The organism is Litoreibacter meonggei (assembly GCF_003663885.1).
GTDB lineage: Bacteria > Pseudomonadota > Alphaproteobacteria > Rhodobacterales > Rhodobacteraceae > Litoreibacter > Litoreibacter meonggei.
Window position 1 is genome coordinate 665,661 of sequence record NZ_RCCE01000002.1, and the last position, 16,795, is coordinate 682,455.

Below are 16,795 nucleotides of genomic sequence, written 5' to 3' on the forward strand. Positions count from 1 at the left end.
TCCGGCAGAGCATCAAACCATGAATTCTGGTGGTTTTATATTCCTGCCTCACTCCTAATTTGGCTTGTCTTAGTCATTGAACCTATTCCAGGACTACTTCTCAAAGCACTTCTACTCGTGCCGTTACACGCCGTCGCGGCTCGAAGGATGCGCGACCAAGACAAACGCATTTGGCCTGTCATGGTGCTAAGCCCAATTGTTGCGATTTTCAGCGGCCTGACTGTCATATCGTTGGAAGTCATGGAATTCCCCAAAGACGTAGTTTCCTTTTTGGCTGTCGCATTACTCTGGGCCACCTCTACAATCACCGCATTTTGGCTTTTATCAGGGCCAAGTTCTTCTAATTTCGCAAATCTTTCTGATCCCACTCGGAGGTGATCCAATGACCGAACACTCCCCCAACGACCAGTTCCACGCCTCCAGCTTCATGCAAGGCCACAACGCCGAGTATCTGGAGCAGCTTTATGCGCGCTATGCCAAAGACCCGAACGCGGTCGATGAAGGCTGGCGGGATTTCTTCAAGGCCTTGGGCGACGCCGACACCGATGTGACCGCCGAGGCCGCTGGCCCAAGCTGGGCGCGCGCTGACTGGCCGCCGCAGCCCAATGACGACCTGACGCAGGCGCTGGACGGCCAATGGGCCGAGCCGGAAAAAGCCGCTGACAAGATCAAGTCCAAGGCCGCCGAGAAAGGCGTTCCTGTCTCCGACGACCAGATCAAACAAGCCGTGCTGGATTCCATCCGCGCCATCATGATTATCCGCGCCTACCGCATCCGTGGCCACCTTGCCGCCGATCTGGACCCGTTGGCGATGAAGGAGCCGGAGCCCCACCCCGAGCTGGACCCAAAGAACTACGGCTTCTCCGAGACGGACTTGGATCGCCCGATCTTCATCGACAACGTGCTGGGGCTGGAAACCGCCTCCATGCGCGAAATCGTGGCGATCCTGAAGCGCACCTATTGCGGCACCTTCGCGCTGCAATACATGCACATCTCCAACCCCCAAGAAGCGGGCTGGCTGAAAGAACGCATCGAGGGCTGGGACAAGGAAATCACCTTCACCCGCGAAGGCCGCAAGGCGATCCTCAACAAGCTGGTCGAGGCCGAGGGCTTCGAGAAGTTCCTGCACGTCAAATACATGGGCACCAAGCGCTTCGGCCTTGATGGTGGCGAAAGCCTTGTTCCCGCGATGGAGCAGATCATCAAGCGCGGCGGCTCTTTGGGTGTCAAAGACGTCGTCATCGGCATGCCCCACCGTGGCCGCCTGTCGGTTTTGGCGAACGTGATGAGCAAGCCTTACAAAGCCATTTTCAACGAATTCCAAGGCGGCTCGTTCAAGCCAGAAGACGTCGACGGCTCGGGTGACGTGAAGTACCACCTTGGCGCATCGTCCGACCGCGAGTTTGACGGCAATTCCGTCCACCTGTCCCTGACCGCCAACCCATCGCATCTGGAGGCGGTGAACCCGGTCGTGCTGGGCAAAGCCCGTGCCAAGCAGGACCAGAACAACGATGACACGCGCATTTCTTGCATGCCGATCCTGCTGCACGGCGATGCGGCCTTTGCGGGCCAAGGCGTTGTGGCCGAAGGCTTCGGGCTGTCGGGCCTCAAGGGCCATAAGACCGGCGGCACCATGCATATCGTGGTGAACAACCAGATCGGCTTCACAACCGCGCCGCACTTCTCGCGTTCCTCACCCTACCCGACTGATATCGCACTGATGGTGGAAGCTCCGATTTTCCACGTAAACGGCGACGATCCGGAAGCCGTGGTCCATGCCGCCCGCGTCGCCACCGAGTTCCGCCAGAAGTTCCATAAAGACGTGGTGATCGACATCATCTGCTACCGCCGGTTTGGCCACAACGAGGGCGACGAGCCCATGTTCACCAACCCGTTGATGTACAAGAAGATCAAAAAGCAAAAGACCACGCTAACGCTCTACACCGAACGCCTTGTGCGTGACGGGCTGATCCCAGAGGGCGAGATCGAGGATATGAAGGCGTCCTTCCAGTCGTATCTCAACGACGAGTTCGAGGCTGGCAAAGACTACAAGCCGAACAAGGCCGACTGGCTGGACGGCAAGTGGTCCCATCTGGATCGCCGCGACGAGGAAGATTACCAACGCGGCCAAACATCCATCTCGAAAGAGACCTTCGACGAGGTTGGCAAGTCCTTGGTCAAAGCCCCGGACGGCTTCCCGCTGCACAAAACCGTGGGCCGCCTGCTGGAAACCAAGGCCGAAATGTTCAAGTCCGGCGAGGGCTTCGACTGGGCAACGGGCGAGGCGCTGGCCTTTGGCTCGCTGCTGACCGAGGGCTATCCCGTGCGCTTGTCCGGTCAGGATTGCACACGCGGCACATTCAGCCACCGCCACTCCGGCCTGATCAATCAGGACACTGAGGAGCGGTACTACCCCCTCAACAATATCCGCGAGGGCCAGTCCCAGTACGAGGTTATCGACAGCATGTTGTCGGAATACGCGGTGCTGGGTTTCGAATACGGCTACAGCCTCGCCGAACCCAACGCGCTAACCCTCTGGGAAGCCCAGTTCGGCGACTTCGCCAATGGCGCGCAGATCATGTTTGACCAGTTTATCTCGTCGGGTGAGTCCAAATGGCTGCGCATGTCCGGCCTCGTCTGCCTGCTGCCCCACGGCTATGAAGGTCAAGGGCCGGAACACTCCTCCGCACGCCTTGAACGCTTCCTGACCATGTGCGGCGGCGACAACTGGATCGTGGCGAACTGCACCACGCCGGCCAACTACTTCCACATCCTGCGCCGCCAGATCCACCGCGACTTCCGCAAGCCGCTGATCCTGATGACGCCGAAATCCCTGCTGCGCCACAAGCTGGCCGTATCCAAGGCCGAGGAATTCCAGACCGGCTCCTCTTTCCACCGCGTGTTGTGGGACGACGCCCAGCACGGCAACTCCGACACCAAGCTGGTGGCGGATGACAAAATCAAGCGGGTGGTGATGTGTTCCGGCAAGGTCTACTTTGACCTGTTGGAGGAACGCGACGCCCGTGGCATCGACGACGTCTACATCATGCGGTTCGAGCAGTTTTACCCCTTCCCCGCCATCTCCGCGGTGGGCGAGCTGGAGCGCTTCAAGAATGCCGAAATGGTCTGGTGTCAGGAAGAGCCGAAGAACCAAGGCGCGTGGTCCTTTATGGAGCCCAACATCGAATGGGTGCTGACTCGCATCAAAGCCAAACATTCGCGTCCGGCCTATGCCGGTCGCGCCGCCGCTGCCTCGCCCGCCACGGGTCTGGCCAGCCAGCACAAAGCACAACAAGCAGCACTCGTAGACGATGCGCTTACTGTTAAAGGAACGAAATAATGTCTGAGATCCGCGTCCCAACCCTTGGCGAAAGCGTCACCGAGGCCACCGTGGCCACTTGGTTCAAAAAACCCGGCGATACCGTCGCCGTCGACGAAATGCTGTGCGAGCTGGAAACCGACAAGGTCACCGTCGAGGTTCCGTCCCCTGTTGCAGGCACCCTGTCCGAGATCGTCGCCCAAGAGGGCGAAACCGTGGGCGTTGACGCCCTGCTGGCGCAGGTCAGCGAAGGTGATGCGGCCAAGCCAAAACAGGACGATCCGACTGCCGAGCCGGACAAGGCCATCAATGCAGGCCCGACAGACGTGAAACCGCGCGAAGGCGGCGACAGCATCGACGTGATGGTCCCCACCTTGGGCGAGTCGGTCAGCGAGGCCACCGTCTCCACATGGTTCAAGAAGGTCGGCGACACCGTCGCGCAGGACGAAATGCTGTGCGAATTGGAAACTGACAAGGTCTCCGTCGAGGTTCCCGCCCCTGCTGCTGGCACGATCACCGAAATTCTGGCCGCTGAAGGCACAACCGTGGATGCTTCTGCCAAACTGGCCGTCCTGTCCTCTAGTGGTGGTGCGGCTGCGGCCGCTGCGCCTTCGGAGTCGGAGGCCAGCGCCCCTGCGCCCGCATCCAGCGGCAGCAAGGACGTCGAGAACGCCCCCTCCGCCAACAAGATCATGGCCGAAAAAGGCATCGACCCCGCCACCGTGCAAGGCTCCGGCCGCGACGGGCGGATCATGAAGGAAGACGTGCAGAACGCCGCGGCCTCCGCTCCTGTCCCTGCCGCGCAGGCCCCCCGCGCACCGGTTTCCGCCGATGACGACAGCCGCGAAGAACGGGTCAAGATGACCCGCCTGCGCCAGACCATCGCGCGCCGCCTGAAGGAAAGCCAGAACACCGCCGCCATGCTGACCACCTATAACGAGGTGGACATGGGCGCGGTCATGGACCTGCGCAACGAATACAAGGATCTGTTCGCGAAGAAACACGGCGTGAAGCTCGGCTTCATGTCCTTCTTCACAAAGGCCTGCGTCCACGCGCTGAAGGAAGTCCCTGAGGTCAACGCCGAGATCGACGGCACCGATGTGGTCTACAAAAACTACGTCCATATGGGCATCGCCGCTGGCACCCCCACCGGCCTCGTCGTCCCCGTGATCCGCGACGCGGACTCCATGAGCTTCGCCGAGATCGAGAAAGCCATCGCCGAAAAAGGCGCCAAAGCCCGCGACGGCAAGCTGTCGATGGCGGAAATGCAGGGCGGCAGCTTCACCATCTCCAACGGTGGTGTCTACGGCTCGCTCATGTCCTCCCCGATCCTCAATCCGCCCCAATCCGGCATCCTCGGCATGCACAAAATCCAGGACCGGCCCATGGCCATCAACGGAGAGGTCGTCATCCGCCCGATGATGTATCTGGCCCTGTCCTATGACCACCGCATCGTCGACGGCAAAGGTGCCGTGACGTTCTTGGTGCGCGTGAAAGAGGCGCTTGAGGATCCACGGCGGTTGCTGATGGACCTCTAATGTCTCGCATTAACATAGGGCAGCGCCCGACCCTGGGGGGCGTGAAGAGCCCTCCCGAGGGGAGGGTCGGGCGCTGCCCGTGCAAGCAGGGGCCAAATAAGAAATGAGCCACTATGACGAAACTGTCTTCGAGATTTGGCGAATGGCCGAAAAGCGTTGCTATTACCTGATGAGTGCGGCGGGGGCAGGCATAGGATATTCAATAGCGACGATCGATGCCGATATCGACGTGTTCCAGTCTCGGATTCTGCTGGCTTCTCTACTTTGCTGGGCAATAAGCTTCTTTTCGGGCTTGGCAACAATCGCCAACCTTAAGATTGTGATAGGCGGTTTCGCCGTCACACCTAACAACCTTGCTGAAGCTAAATCAAAGGGTAGCGAAGAAGTCGAAAAACTGATTCAGGGTATCAACCAGTTTTCGAGCCACCTCGGAGCGAGAAGCAAACTTCATCACTCAACTCAGATCGCGTTTTTATCATTCGGGGCTTTGCTACTAGTAATGACAAAAATCGATATCTCAAAGGCTTTGGGATTAGCATCATGACCCCCGAACTCACAGTAAACCGTAGGGTGTGTGGTTCTTCGCCAACGGCGAATGGTTCACCCACCACCCCGTAGGGCGGGGTTCCCCCCGCCACACCACCCCCCCACGAAAGCCACACGCCCATGACCACCGAACTCACCGTCCTGATCCTCGCAGCCCTGCTGCAAGTCGCCCAATTCGCCCTCATGGCCGTGCCGCTCAACATACAACTCGGCCCCGAAGCCACCTCCGGCCCGCGCGACGAGCCACTGCAACCCTCCGGCACACCTGCCCGCCTGAAACGCGCCTTCGATAACCATTTCGAAGGCCTGATCCTGTTCACCATCGCCGCCGTCGTGATTTCGGTCAGCGGCCAGTCCACCCCCGTCACCGCAGCCTGCGCCTGGCTCTATCTGAGCGCGCGGGTGCTCTACATTCCCGCCTACGCGTTTGGCTTGACCCCTTGGCGCTCCGTCATTTGGGCCGTAGGGTTCTTCGCAACAATCACCATGCTTGTCGCGGCGCTGCTCTAAAAAGGTGCCCGACAGAAGTCCGACGCTTTGCCGACGGATCGCAGACACAGAAAACACGCCTATTTAAGGTAAGGAGATACCTCAATGTCCAGCTATGACGTCATCATCATCGGTTCCGGCCCCGGCGGCTACGTCTGCGCCATCCGCTGCGCGCAACTCGGCCTGAAAGTGGCCTGCGTGGAGGGCCGCGAAACCCTTGGCGGCACCTGCCTGAACGTCGGCTGCATCCCGTCCAAGGCCCTGCTGCACGCGTCGCACCAATTGCACGAGGCAGAGCATAATTTCGCCAAGATGGGCCTGAAGGGCAAGGCCCCCTCGGTCGACTGGAAACAGATGCTGTCCTACAAGGACGAGGTTATTTCCGGCAACACATCCGGTATCGAATTCTTGTTCAAAAAGAACAAGATAGGCTGGATCAAAGGCTGGGCCTCCATCCCCGAAGCCGGCAAGGTCAAGGTCGGTGACGACGTGCATGAGGCGAAGAATATCGTCATCGCTTCCGGCTCCGAAGTCTCCACTTTGCCGGGCGTCGAGATCGACGAAAAGGTCGTCGTGTCGTCCACTGGCGCGCTGCAATTGGGCAAGATCCCGAAGAAGCTGGTCGTCATCGGCGCAGGCGTGATCGGGCTGGAGCTGGGCTCCGTCTACAAGCGTTTGGGCGCAGAAGTGAAGGTGATCGAGTTCCTCGACGCCATCACCCCCGGCATGGACGCGGAAGTGGCCAAAACTTTCCAACGAACGCTTAAAAAGCAACGGCTTGGATTCCAACTCGGCGCCGCTGTGCAAGGCGTCGAAGTCAAGAACAACAAGGCCAAAGTCACCTACAAACTGCGTAAAGACGACAGCGAACACACCGAAGACGCCGATTGCGTGTTGGTCGCGACAGGCCGCAAACCCTTCACCGACGGGCTGGGCCTAAGCGAGCTGGGCGTCGAGATGGAAGAGCGCGGCCAGATCAAGACCGACGCCCATTGGGCCACCTCCGTGAAAGGCATCTATGCCATCGGCGACGCGATCACCGGCCCGATGCTGGCCCACAAGGCCGAAGACGAAGGCATGGGCGTGGCAGAGGTCCTCGCAGGCAAAAAAGGCCATGTAAATTATGACGTTATCCCCGGCGTGATCTACACCCACCCCGAGGTCGCCAGCGTCGGTGCCACCGAAGAACAGCTGAAACAAGCAGGGCGCAACTACAAAGTCGGCAAGTTCTCCTTCATGGGCAACGGCCGCGCGAAGGCCAATTTCGCAGGCGACGGTTTCGTCAAAATCCTTGCCGATAAGGACACTGACCGCATCCTTGGCGCGCATATCATCGGTCCCATGGCGGGTGATCTGATCCACGAAATCTGCGTCGCCATGGAGTTCGGTGCGGCCGCGGAGGACCTCGCCCGCACCTGCCACGCACATCCGACCTATTCGGAAGCCGTGCGCGAGGCAGCACTTGCCTGCGGCGACGGCCCAATCCACAGCTAACCGCCCATCATTGCTTCATAAATACCTCGGGGTGTGGGGCAGCGCCCCACTATAATCGGAGGTCCGAAAGGACCTCCGAAACTCCTACTGCGCCAACATCCTAAGCCCTTGCGTCACATCCGCCCGCACAGCCAGCCGTAACCCTGGCTCATCGCCTGCTTTTAGTGCCGCGACGATCAAGCGATGGTGTTGTGGCAACTCAGAGCGCCTTAGCTTCTCGTACAAGCTGCGCATCGTCGGCCCCATTTGCAGCCACACCGTTTCCGCCATGGCCAGCATCGCAGGTGCCTGCGCACGCAGGTACAGCGTGCGGTGAAACTCCAGATTGGTGCGGATGTAGCCCACAGGGTCTTGTCGTGCGATGGCCTGCCCGATGGTGCCATTGATGGATTGCAGCCGGTCGATCAGCGCCAGATGTGCCCGCGGCAAGGCCCGCGCCGCCAGTTCCGGCTCCAGCAGCGCGCGTAGGGCTGCCAGCTCCTCGATCCGGTCTCTGGACAATTCCGGCGTGGAGATGCGGCCAGAGGACGACAGCGTAAATGCCCCCTCCGCCACCAACCGCCGCATGGCTTCGCGCGCAGGCGTCATAGACACGCCAAATTCCTTGCCAATCCCGCGTAGGGTCTTGGCAGAGCCGGGCAAGATTTCCCCATGCATGACCTGCGACCGCAAGCGGCGGTACACCAATTCATTGGCGGCACCTGTCGGTTCGGGTTTTGAGGAGCTCAGCAACATGGGCCCGACTGTGATCACATCGCCCCATCGGGTCAAGCCGTCAGACGTCCAGCTCGGCCACCAAAGCGGCGAAAGACGCGCCGTGCATGTCGCGATCTTCGCGTGTGCCTTGGATCGCAGGGCGCGGAAGGCTCAGCTTCAACACGTTCAGCGATGCCATCTCATACCGGTCGACAACTGCCGGATCCGCCTTGAGCACCTCCGCTATCCGCGCGGATGTCACCGACGCGCAAACCTGCGAAAACACTTCGGGTGTGCCGCAGAAAATATCCACGGTCAGCCAGAACGGCCCTGCGTTTTTCGACCGAACTTTGACGGCAATATCGCTTAACTTGCTCATGCGCCCAACTCCTCGACCGTCAGCGCAAACGCGTCCATCGGGTCATCCAATTCCAGCACATGGTTCAGGCAGAACTCGTAAACAGCCCCTCGGTTCACTTCCGGTGGCGAGAACGGGAAGGCGAAGGTCGGCATTTCCTCTTCTTCCGTCAGCGGGTGGTGCAGCAAATAGGGGTTCAACACCTTCGCCACTTCGCGCGACAAGGCTTCCGTCGGGGCCGTGACCATGCCCAGTACGCCGACCTCGGTTCCTGATTTAGCGGCGGTGTCCAGCTCCCCCAACGTGGCGTCCAAACCGATCAAGCGCAGCTCGATCTCGAAGCCTTCACCGACGCGGGTGCGGGCTTTCTCGGTTGCTTTTTCCACAATATCATCACACCACGCGCGAATGTTGGCCACGTAACGCGGGTCGCGCACGGTCACCAGTGACACGGTTTGGAACCCCGCCAATCGCGCGCCTTCCAGTTTCACGGTATAGCGGTCGGAGACCACCCATTCGCTGCCGACAACACGGACGCGCCTGTCGTCCAGCGCCACATATTTGGCGCCGGTTACGTCCAGATGTCCGCCCGGTTCATACAAGATGTCAGGGTTGGAATTTTCGTAAAGCATATGCGCCGACACGGTGTGCGGCGTCGCGCGGGCCTCAGCACCCATGGGAGTGATGGTGAAGCCGTCCGCGTCAAATTCGATCAGAATCGTGCCGGAGTTCGGGGCCGTGGTCGCCAGCGCGCCGCATTCCCCGATCTTGGCCCCATGCCACACGCCGCCCGCGTGGCAGCCCCGCGCCAATGGCAGGGCGGAAATAATGGCCGTGTCTGTGGTCCGCCCCGCAATCACAATATCCGCGCCGGTGTCGAGGGCGGCTTGGATTTGCTCTGCCCCTGCCAAAGCGACGATGTTGGAGCACGACGCCAAAACGTCCTCGGAAATTTCTGGCGCAGGGTTTAGGTGCGTGATCTTTCCCTGCGCCAACGCATCAATCAAAGCATCAGGACGTTGCCCGCTTTTTAGCACCGCCAGTTTGACATTCATCCCCAGCTCAGCAGCAATCTCACGCGTGATCTCCACCAGCCAATCCACCGCGCTATCCGCGCCGCAGGTCCCTGCGGTGCCGATGATCAACGGCACACCGGCCTCGGCACGCGCCTCCATCAACTCGCGCCACTCCGCCTTGGTGGAGCCGCGCGCGTATTTGGACGTGCCGGTGCCAAGGTAATGGGGCCCACTGTCAGTGGACCCCCCGTCGATAGCGATAATGTCAGGGTTCTCTGATATCCCCCGCGCTAAAGCCGCGCGATCATAACCGAGCCCTAGGGCTCCTGACGGGATGAGAACTTTGACCATTAATCGGTAACCGCCTGTGGTTTCTTCAAGATGTTGCGCAGGAACATGGGAGCCACGAACCCTGCAATTGCTGCCACCCACAACCCGATCGCGATCGGGCTGGAGAACAGATATGTCACATCGCCATCCGACAGCGTCATGGCGCGGCGCAATGCGTCTTCCATGTTGCCGCCCAACAAGATGCCAAGGATCACCGGCACCGTCGGGATGTCGAGCTTACGCAGGATATACCCGAGTGCGCCGAAGCCCACCATCATCAGCAAGTCAAAGTAGCTGCCGGACAGCGAATAGATGCCGACGAAGGAGACCATCGTCACGCCGGGCAACAATATCCATGCGGGCACCATCAGAATTTTGACGAAGATTTTCACCATCGGCACGTTCATCAACAGCAGCACAATGTTGGCGATCAGTAGCGATGCGATCAGGCCCCAAACCACTTCGGGGCGGTCGGTGAACAGCGTCGGGCCAGGGGTGATGTTTAGCGTCATCAGCAGGGCCAGAAGCACCGCCGTGGTACCAGAGCCGGGAACACCAAGCGTCAGCATTGGCACCAGCGCCCCACCTGCGGCGGCGTTATTGCCCGCCTCCGGAGCCGCGACACCTTTGGGAACGCCCGTGCCAAATCCGCCCTTTTCACCGGCAATGGATTTCTCGGTCATATAGGCCATGAACGACCCCAACGACGCGCCCGCACCGGGCAAGATGCCCGCGATGAACCCCACGGCGGAGGAGCGCAGCATCGTCCATTTGGTTTCCCAAATGTCGGCCCATGGAATGCGGACCTTATCGAGCTTCACGCCGACAGCAGAGCCTTTGCCGTGACTTTCAATGAAGAAGAACACTTCGGCGATAGCGAACAGCCCGACGATGGCTACAAGAAAATCAACCCCGTCATAGAGGTGCAGATTGCCGCCTGTCAGGCGCGGCAAGCCAGAGGACGAGTCCACGCCAATCGTTGCAATGCCAAGACCGATACAGGCCGCCAGTGCCGACTTGGCTTGGTTGTTGGAGGCCATGCCACCAAGGGTGCAGAACGCCAGAAGGTAGAGTGCAAAGTACTCGGCGGGGCCGAACAGAAATGCCACCCGCGCCAGCGACGGGGCCAGCAGCATCAAGCCGATGGTGGCCAGAAACGCGCCCACAAACGACGCCACTCCGGACAACACCAGCGCATCGCCTGCGCGGCCTTGTTTGGCCATGGGATAGCCGTCTAGCGTGGTCATCAGCGCGGGCTCGTCGCCCGGGATGTTCAGCAAGATCGACGATATCCGCCCGCCATACATCGCGCCGTAATAGACGGAGGTCATCAGCACTAAAGCGCTGGTGGCATCAAGGCCAAGGGTAAAGGTGATTGGGATCAGGATCGCCACGCCGTTCGACGGGCCTAGGCCCGGAAGCGCACCAATGATAGTGCCAAGGAAGCAGCCACAGACCGCCAAAAACAGGGTGTAGGGCGACAAGGCTACACCAAAGCCAAGCGCGAGGTTGGATAGAATGTCCATATCAGTGCCCCACGAATGGAATAAGAATTGAGATCGCGTCCCACAGTTTCGCGGGCGTTGGGATGCGGTAGGCCACGATGTTGCCCAGTCCCAGCGCGAACTTGAACAGCACGAACAGACCCAGCGACAGGCCGATGCCAGCCAACATGGCAGGTTTGGCGCGCGGCGAGATTTGGTAGCTCAGGATGCCCGCGGCGAAGATGGTCGGCAGAATGAACCCCAGCGGTTTTAGCAACACGGCGTAGATCGACAGCACAATCACGGCGACGCCCATGGATATCCACGACCCTGCGGCGGGCCAGTCAGGCTCCGGGTCCGGCTTGAACACCATGAACAGCGAGGATATCGCCGCGACCGCCCCGATCAGCATCGGAAACAGTTTGGGCAAAAATTCACCCGAGAAAAAATTCGTCTGAATCTGAGTGGCGGCCGCGAGATACGCGACCGCCGTGATCAGAGTGACCAGACCAAATATCCGGTCAGAAGCCATTACTGGATAACTCCCAGTTCTTTGGACATCGCGTTAATGTCGGCAACAAGCCCATCAACATAGCCTTGGAAATCGCCACCAACTTTGGTGAACGGTGCCAAGCCATTGTCCTTCATCGCCTGCGCCCACTCAGGGCTGTCAGCGACTTGCTGCAGCTTGCCGGCCCATTCGTCGAACTTCGCGTCGGAGATGCCTTTTGGCACGTAGAGACCACGCCAGTTCACTGCGACCACATCGTAGCCCTGCTCTTTCGCAGTTGGGATGTCGTCAAAGCCCGGCACACGCTCTTCGGTCAGAACCGCGATGACGCGGATGTCGCCATTGGACAGGAACGACACGACTTCCGACATATCGCCGGTCATCGCTTGGGTGAAGCCACCAACGGTTTGCGTGATCGCATCTGCGCCGCCGTCAACACCGATGTATTTCACCTTGGTGATGTCGGTGAAGCCGCCCTCTTTGAGGATCATCAGTGGTTTCAGGTGGTCAAACCCGCCCACGGCAGAGCCGCCAGCGAACGCCACAGAACCCGGATCGGCTTTGATTGCTTCGACCAGATCGCCCAGCGATTGGAACGGGCTGTCCGCTGCCACAACGATAACGCCCGGATCGGCACCAATGGCACCGACAAAGCGTACTTGATCAGCGGTCATGCCAGCGTAGGCGTTTTGCGCCAGACGTGTGGTTGTGGCGGAAGATGCGGCAACAATCAGGTCGCCATCATCTGCCCGCTCGGACACCACGTGGTTGTAGGCGAGACCGCCGCCAGCACCCGGCATGTTGGTCACCTGAACAGGTGTGTCAACAGCCTTGATGTCATACATGATCTTGCCGATTTGACGGCAGGTGAAGTCCCAGCCACCGCCCGGATTTGCTGGCGCGATACATTCAGCAGCAGAGATTGCGGTCGTGGCCGTAAGGCCCAGAACGGCGCTCGTCATGAGCGCCTTAAAAAGACGATTTGTCATAGATTCCTCCCATTTGACATGGCGGGTTTCCCCGCACATGGTCCCAGACAAACGCTGAAACCTGACACGAACCTGTCACGCCGCCCAAAAGGCATCAACCCCATGCGCTATCTGCTGATCGAGGATAACCTGAAGCTTGCCGGTGCCGTGGTGGAGCGGTTGCAGCTGGACGGCCATGCCGTGGATCACGCTGACCGACTGGACGCTGCGACTGCGTGCATGGATGTCGCTGATTACGACTTGATATTACTGGACATTATGCTGCCTGACGGGGATGGGCGTGACTTTTTGCAACGCCAGCGCCGCGCCGAAAAACGCACACCGGTGATCGTGATCACCGCGCGGTCAGCCGTGTCTGATCGCATCTCCTTGCTGGATTTAGGCGCGGACGATTATATTACCAAGCCTTTCGATTTTGCAGAGCTTGAGGCCCGCTGTCGCGCCGTGTTGCGCCGCCAGGGGGGGGCTGCCGATAACCAAAAAACGTTTGAGGGGACGATTTTGAACCTGACCACCGGCGAGTTGCAGTTCGGTGATTCTTCCACCAACTTGCGCAACCGGGAGCTGCGCTTGCTGGAAGTATTTTTCGCGGCCCCCGGTCAGGTCTTTTCCAAATCCCACCTGATTGACCGGATGTTTTCCTTCTCGGATGAGGCATCGGAAAACGCCATCGAGGTCTATGTTGCACGGCTGCGCAAACGGCTCGAAGGCTCTGGCGCGCGCATCGAAACTGTACGCGGCCTTGGCTACCGCATGATCGCCGCATGAGGCAGCCCACCTCCATTCGCAAACGTCTGTTTTACCAGCTCGCCGCCGTGGCCGCGGTGTTATCGCTGGCCTTCGTTCTGGTGGTGCGCGGGGTCGCCTCGCAGGCCGCAGAGGGAACGCAGGACGATATTCTCGCGGCCTCTGCAACGGCCATCGCGGACAGCCTCAGCTCCGAGCAGGGAGAAGTCACGTTGGAGCTGCCCTACTCCGCCCTGTCTATGCTGGGTACGATCAACGAAGATCGCGTGTTCTATCGCGTGACGGTCAACAATGAGACCTTGACGGGATACGCGGACCTGCCTGTCACCAACGCACCGACCCGCCTTGATACCCCCGCCTTTTCGACAGAAATTTATCGCGGCGACGAGGTGCGTCTTACGTCCATTCTGCGCCGCGTCAGCAACTCCGCCACGGGATCAAAAGTGGTGGTTACAGTCGCACAAACGCGCTCTGGCCTCGCGGCGATTACGCAACGCATCACGGTCACGGCCACGGGGGTTGGTTTGCTGTTCTTCCTGCTGGCCACCACGCTATCGCTGCTTGCTGCAACCTCCGCCTTGCGCCCGCTGAGCCGGATGACGGGCGCCGTGACGCGGCGTGGACCTTCCGACCTGCGACCGGTGACCGAGGATACCCCTGCAGAATTGGCACCTTTGGTGGGCGCACTCAATTCCTTCATGGCGCGACTACGGTCGTCCCTGACACGCACGGAAGATTTAATCACCGAGGCCGCCCACCGCGTACGCACGCCGCTGGCCACCGTGCGCACGCAAGCAGAAGTCACCCACCGCAAGCTCAATAAGCCGGAGCACAAACAAGCGATCCGTGACATGATCCGCGCGATTGACGAAAGCTCGCGATCTGCGGGGCAAATTCTGGATCACGCGATGGTTACTTTTCGCGCGGACAGTCTGGCGCTGGATCCGCTAGATTTGGCCGCGTTGATTACCGAAACCTGCGACCGCCTCGCCCCTACAGCGGACCTGAAGGATATCGCCCTGCTGCGCAAGTTGCCCGACGGTCCCGTGCCCTTCAAAGGTGACGGCATCATGTTACAGGCGGCGCTGCACAACATTCTGGACAATGCGATAAAGTATTCCCCTGAGGACAGCGACATCACCGTGCGCATCGAAGTCAATTCGGCCCTGCATCTGTCCATCACAGACCAGGGACGCGGCTTTGGGGATATGGATTTTGAAAGCCTCACCACACGCTACGCGCGCGGGGCAAATGTGGGGGATGTTGTGGGGTCCGGCCTTGGGCTGACCATCGCGGACGAAGTGGCCCGCGCCCATGGCGGGCGACTGGAATTGTCCCATAACAAGGAAGGACAAGGCGCATGCGTGTCGCTTATTTTGCCCTACGTCTGATCACCGCGCTGTCGATGTGGGCGGGAGCCGCGTCTGGCTTCGAAATTGAGGATCGCCAAATCTATAATGCGGCATCCGAGAGTTCGGTACTGCGCATCATCTCCACCGCAGACCGCGCGGTGTTCGAACCCATCATCTTTGCATTTCAGCAGGCCAATCCGGGCATCTCGGTCGACTACACAATCACCGGCACCACTGACTTGATGAAAGCCATCTACGAAGAAAATGCGGCGTTTGATCTTGCGATATCCTCGGCGATGGATTTGCAGACCAAACTTGCCAATGACGGGTTCGCGCGGAGCTATTTACCGACAAACGCGGCCAGTTTGCCTGATTGGGCCATTTGGCGTGACCAACTGTTCGCCTTCACACAGGAACCAGCCGTGATGGTGGTTTCCGACACCTATTTCAGCCAAGGCGCGGCCCCGCAAACCCGCGATGCATTGATCGCCTTGCTGCGCGCAAACCCCGAGAAATTCCGCGGGCGCATCGGCACCTACGACGTACGGCGGTCGGGCTTCGGGTATTTGATGGCCACCCAAGACAGCCGCACCTCCGAGACCTTCTGGCGCCTGATGGAGGTCATGGGTCGCCTTGATGCACAGCTCTACTGCTGTTCTGGCGAGATGATCGCAGATGTGGCCTCCGGCAAGCTGGCACTGGCCTATAACGTGCTGGGCAGCTACGCCGCGTCGGAACTGGCGACGACAGACGGTTTCCAGATTGTCGAGCTGACCGACTTCGTCAACGTCATGCTGCGCACGGTACTGATCCCCTCAAATGCTACGAATGTGGACGACGCGCAGGCGATGGTCGATTTCTTGACCGCATTGCGAACGCGGCCCGATCTGGTGGCGGCGTCGGGCCTGCCGCCTGTGGATGCCACCGCGCTGCAAGATAACCCCGCGCTGCGTCCGATCCGGTTCGGTCCGGGATTACTGGTGTTCCTTGATCAGTTGAAAGAAAGCAAATTCCTGCGCAGCTGGGAGAACTCGATCGTGCAGGAAACGCCCTAGGCGAAGCGGATCGTTGAAGACCGTTCGCGCACCGCCGCCACCACGCTCATTGCTGCAAGCGCCGAGCTGCGCGGGTTCGTGGGCAGGCCCTTACCGGTGATCGTAAAGGTCAACTCTCCGAATGCGCCTTGGGCGGTAATCTCATGCGTGTTCCCTTTTGCCTCGGGGTCCGCAATCAGCGACACACTGGTGTCGTCCAAACCAACCCCAGCCAAGGCCACCGCCGCTGCCACGTTGGCGTTTTTGGGATACTGCAACGCCGCCTGCCGCGCGGAACCGGTGAAATGCGCGACGGCCTCGGTCAACGGATTGGACAGATCCACGACCTCCTCCGCCGGAGAGCCGCGCCAGCCTTCGGGTGGCTTACGGCCGGTGTAGGTCACGCGTTCCAGTTCACCTACGCGCGCGCCGCGCAGGGCATCGAGCGCCCCGATCGCGCCGTTTGCTAAATGCAGTTTGCTACCGCCCTGTGCAGCCGCATCTGTTAGCTTTTTGGCAATGTCGTCGTCGGCCAATGCGCCAATCGACACAGTCAGAACGTCTATACCCCGCGCCAGTGCGGTCGGGCCGTGTTCTGCCAATCCGGCATGCCCCGAACAGTCGATCAGCAAGGTTGTGCCATCGGGCAAGTCTTGGGCAGAACCGACACAAGCCAACCCCGTCTCGGCCTGTACCTCCGTCAGCCGTGCGGGGCGTGTCAGGATTGTGGTGATCTGGCCGTCGGTGTGCGCCCTCACGTAGTTGCCGATCGCTCCCGTGCCCAAAATTGCTATGCTCATGACAGTCCCCATTTGTTTATTTCGCTCACGATAGCGGGCCAGTCGCCGCGCCGCCAGTTTCTGTTTGGCAGGTCGGGTCAGACATGGTGAAA

The 16,795-nt window shown here is 60.0% G+C and carries 15 protein-coding genes; 8 read left to right on the top strand and 7 right to left on the bottom strand.

Annotated elements, in window-relative coordinates:
• Window positions 1-382 precede the first annotated feature (382 nt).
• The 5 genes from BCF46_RS08100 to lpdA all read left to right on the top strand — a co-directional run bounded on the left by BCF46_RS08100 (window position 383) and on the right by lpdA (window position 7,386).
• Entirely contained in the window at window positions 383-3,340 is a 2,958-nt protein-coding gene (locus tag BCF46_RS08100) for a 2-oxoglutarate dehydrogenase E1 component (protein WP_121023194.1), read from the top strand.
• Window positions 3,337-4,857 carry a 2-oxoglutarate dehydrogenase complex dihydrolipoyllysine-residue succinyltransferase gene (gene odhB / locus BCF46_RS08105; protein WP_121023195.1) on the top strand — a complete coding sequence of 507 codons (1,521 nt, stop codon included), beginning with the start codon at window positions 3,337-3,339 and terminating at the stop codon, window positions 4,855-4,857. Before BCF46_RS08100 ends, odhB begins: the two co-directional genes overlap by 4 nt.
• 103 nt (window positions 4,858-4,960) lie before the next feature.
• Window positions 4,961-5,401, top strand: coding sequence for a hypothetical protein (locus BCF46_RS08110; RefSeq protein ID WP_121023196.1), 441 nt, complete (start codon window positions 4,961-4,963; stop codon window positions 5,399-5,401).
• A 122-nt stretch (window positions 5,402-5,523) separates the two neighbouring features.
• A complete protein-coding gene (locus tag BCF46_RS08115; protein WP_121023197.1) occupies window positions 5,524-5,913 on the top strand; it encodes an MAPEG family protein in 390 nt (129 codons plus the stop codon).
• An 84-nt stretch (window positions 5,914-5,997) separates the two neighbouring features.
• Window positions 5,998-7,386 carry a dihydrolipoyl dehydrogenase gene (gene lpdA, locus BCF46_RS08120; protein WP_121023198.1) on the top strand — a complete coding sequence of 463 codons (1,389 nt, stop codon included), beginning with the start codon at window positions 5,998-6,000 and terminating at the stop codon, window positions 7,384-7,386.
• Between the two features lie 84 nt (window positions 7,387-7,470).
• Here lpdA and BCF46_RS08125 read toward each other — a convergent pair whose 3' ends face one another.
• Genes BCF46_RS08125 through BCF46_RS08150 form a run of 6 tightly spaced genes read right to left on the bottom strand, consistent with a single transcriptional unit; the run spans window position 7,471 to window position 12,770 of the window.
• A complete protein-coding gene (locus BCF46_RS08125) occupies window positions 7,471-8,121 on the bottom strand; it encodes a GntR family transcriptional regulator (RefSeq protein WP_121023199.1) in 651 nt (216 codons plus the stop codon).
• 40 nt (window positions 8,122-8,161) lie between these two features.
• The gene (locus tag BCF46_RS08130; RefSeq protein ID WP_121023200.1) at window positions 8,162-8,461 is read right to left on the bottom strand and encodes a DUF4387 family protein; all 300 of its coding nucleotides are present in this window, start codon (window positions 8,459-8,461) and stop codon (window positions 8,162-8,164) included.
• Complete coding sequence (locus BCF46_RS08135; protein ID WP_121023201.1) at window positions 8,458-9,807, bottom strand: acyclic terpene utilization AtuA family protein; 1,350 nt, start codon at window positions 9,805-9,807, stop codon at window positions 8,458-8,460. Before BCF46_RS08135 ends, BCF46_RS08130 begins: the two co-directional genes overlap by 4 nt.
• Window positions 9,807-11,312 carry a tripartite tricarboxylate transporter permease gene (locus tag BCF46_RS08140; RefSeq protein ID WP_121023202.1) on the bottom strand — a complete coding sequence of 502 codons (1,506 nt, stop codon included), beginning with the start codon at window positions 11,310-11,312 and terminating at the stop codon, window positions 9,807-9,809. Before BCF46_RS08140 ends, BCF46_RS08135 begins: the two co-directional genes overlap by 1 nt.
• 1 nt (window position 11,313) lies before the next feature.
• Complete coding sequence (locus BCF46_RS08145) at window positions 11,314-11,802, bottom strand: tripartite tricarboxylate transporter TctB family protein (RefSeq protein ID WP_121023203.1); 489 nt, start codon at window positions 11,800-11,802, stop codon at window positions 11,314-11,316.
• Window positions 11,802-12,770, bottom strand: coding sequence for a Bug family tripartite tricarboxylate transporter substrate binding protein (locus BCF46_RS08150; RefSeq protein WP_121023204.1), 969 nt, complete (start codon window positions 12,768-12,770; stop codon window positions 11,802-11,804). Before BCF46_RS08150 ends, BCF46_RS08145 begins: the two co-directional genes overlap by 1 nt.
• 102 nt (window positions 12,771-12,872) lie before the next feature.
• On the opposite strand from BCF46_RS08150, the gene BCF46_RS08155 reads away from it, so the two are divergent.
• The 3 genes from BCF46_RS08155 to BCF46_RS08165 are packed head-to-tail and all read left to right on the top strand — an operon-like array spanning window position 12,873 to window position 15,924.
• Window positions 12,873-13,538 (top strand): response regulator transcription factor, encoded by a 666-nt coding sequence (locus BCF46_RS08155; RefSeq protein ID WP_121023302.1) that lies wholly within the window; start codon window positions 12,873-12,875, stop codon window positions 13,536-13,538.
• Window positions 13,535-14,908 carry a sensor histidine kinase gene (locus BCF46_RS08160; protein WP_121023205.1) on the top strand — a complete coding sequence of 458 codons (1,374 nt, stop codon included), beginning with the start codon at window positions 13,535-13,537 and terminating at the stop codon, window positions 14,906-14,908. The genes BCF46_RS08155 and BCF46_RS08160 overlap by 4 nt, the downstream gene beginning before the upstream one ends.
• A complete protein-coding gene (locus tag BCF46_RS08165; RefSeq protein ID WP_121023206.1) occupies window positions 14,878-15,924 on the top strand; it encodes an ABC transporter substrate-binding protein in 1,047 nt (348 codons plus the stop codon). The genes BCF46_RS08160 and BCF46_RS08165 overlap by 31 nt, the downstream gene beginning before the upstream one ends.
• Here BCF46_RS08165 and BCF46_RS08170 read toward each other — a convergent pair.
• On the bottom strand, window positions 15,921-16,703 hold the full coding sequence (locus BCF46_RS08170; RefSeq protein WP_121023207.1) for an aspartate dehydrogenase: 783 nt from the start codon (window positions 16,701-16,703) through the stop codon (window positions 15,921-15,923). The genes BCF46_RS08165 and BCF46_RS08170 overlap by 4 nt on opposite strands.
• Window positions 16,704-16,795 lie beyond the last annotated feature (92 nt).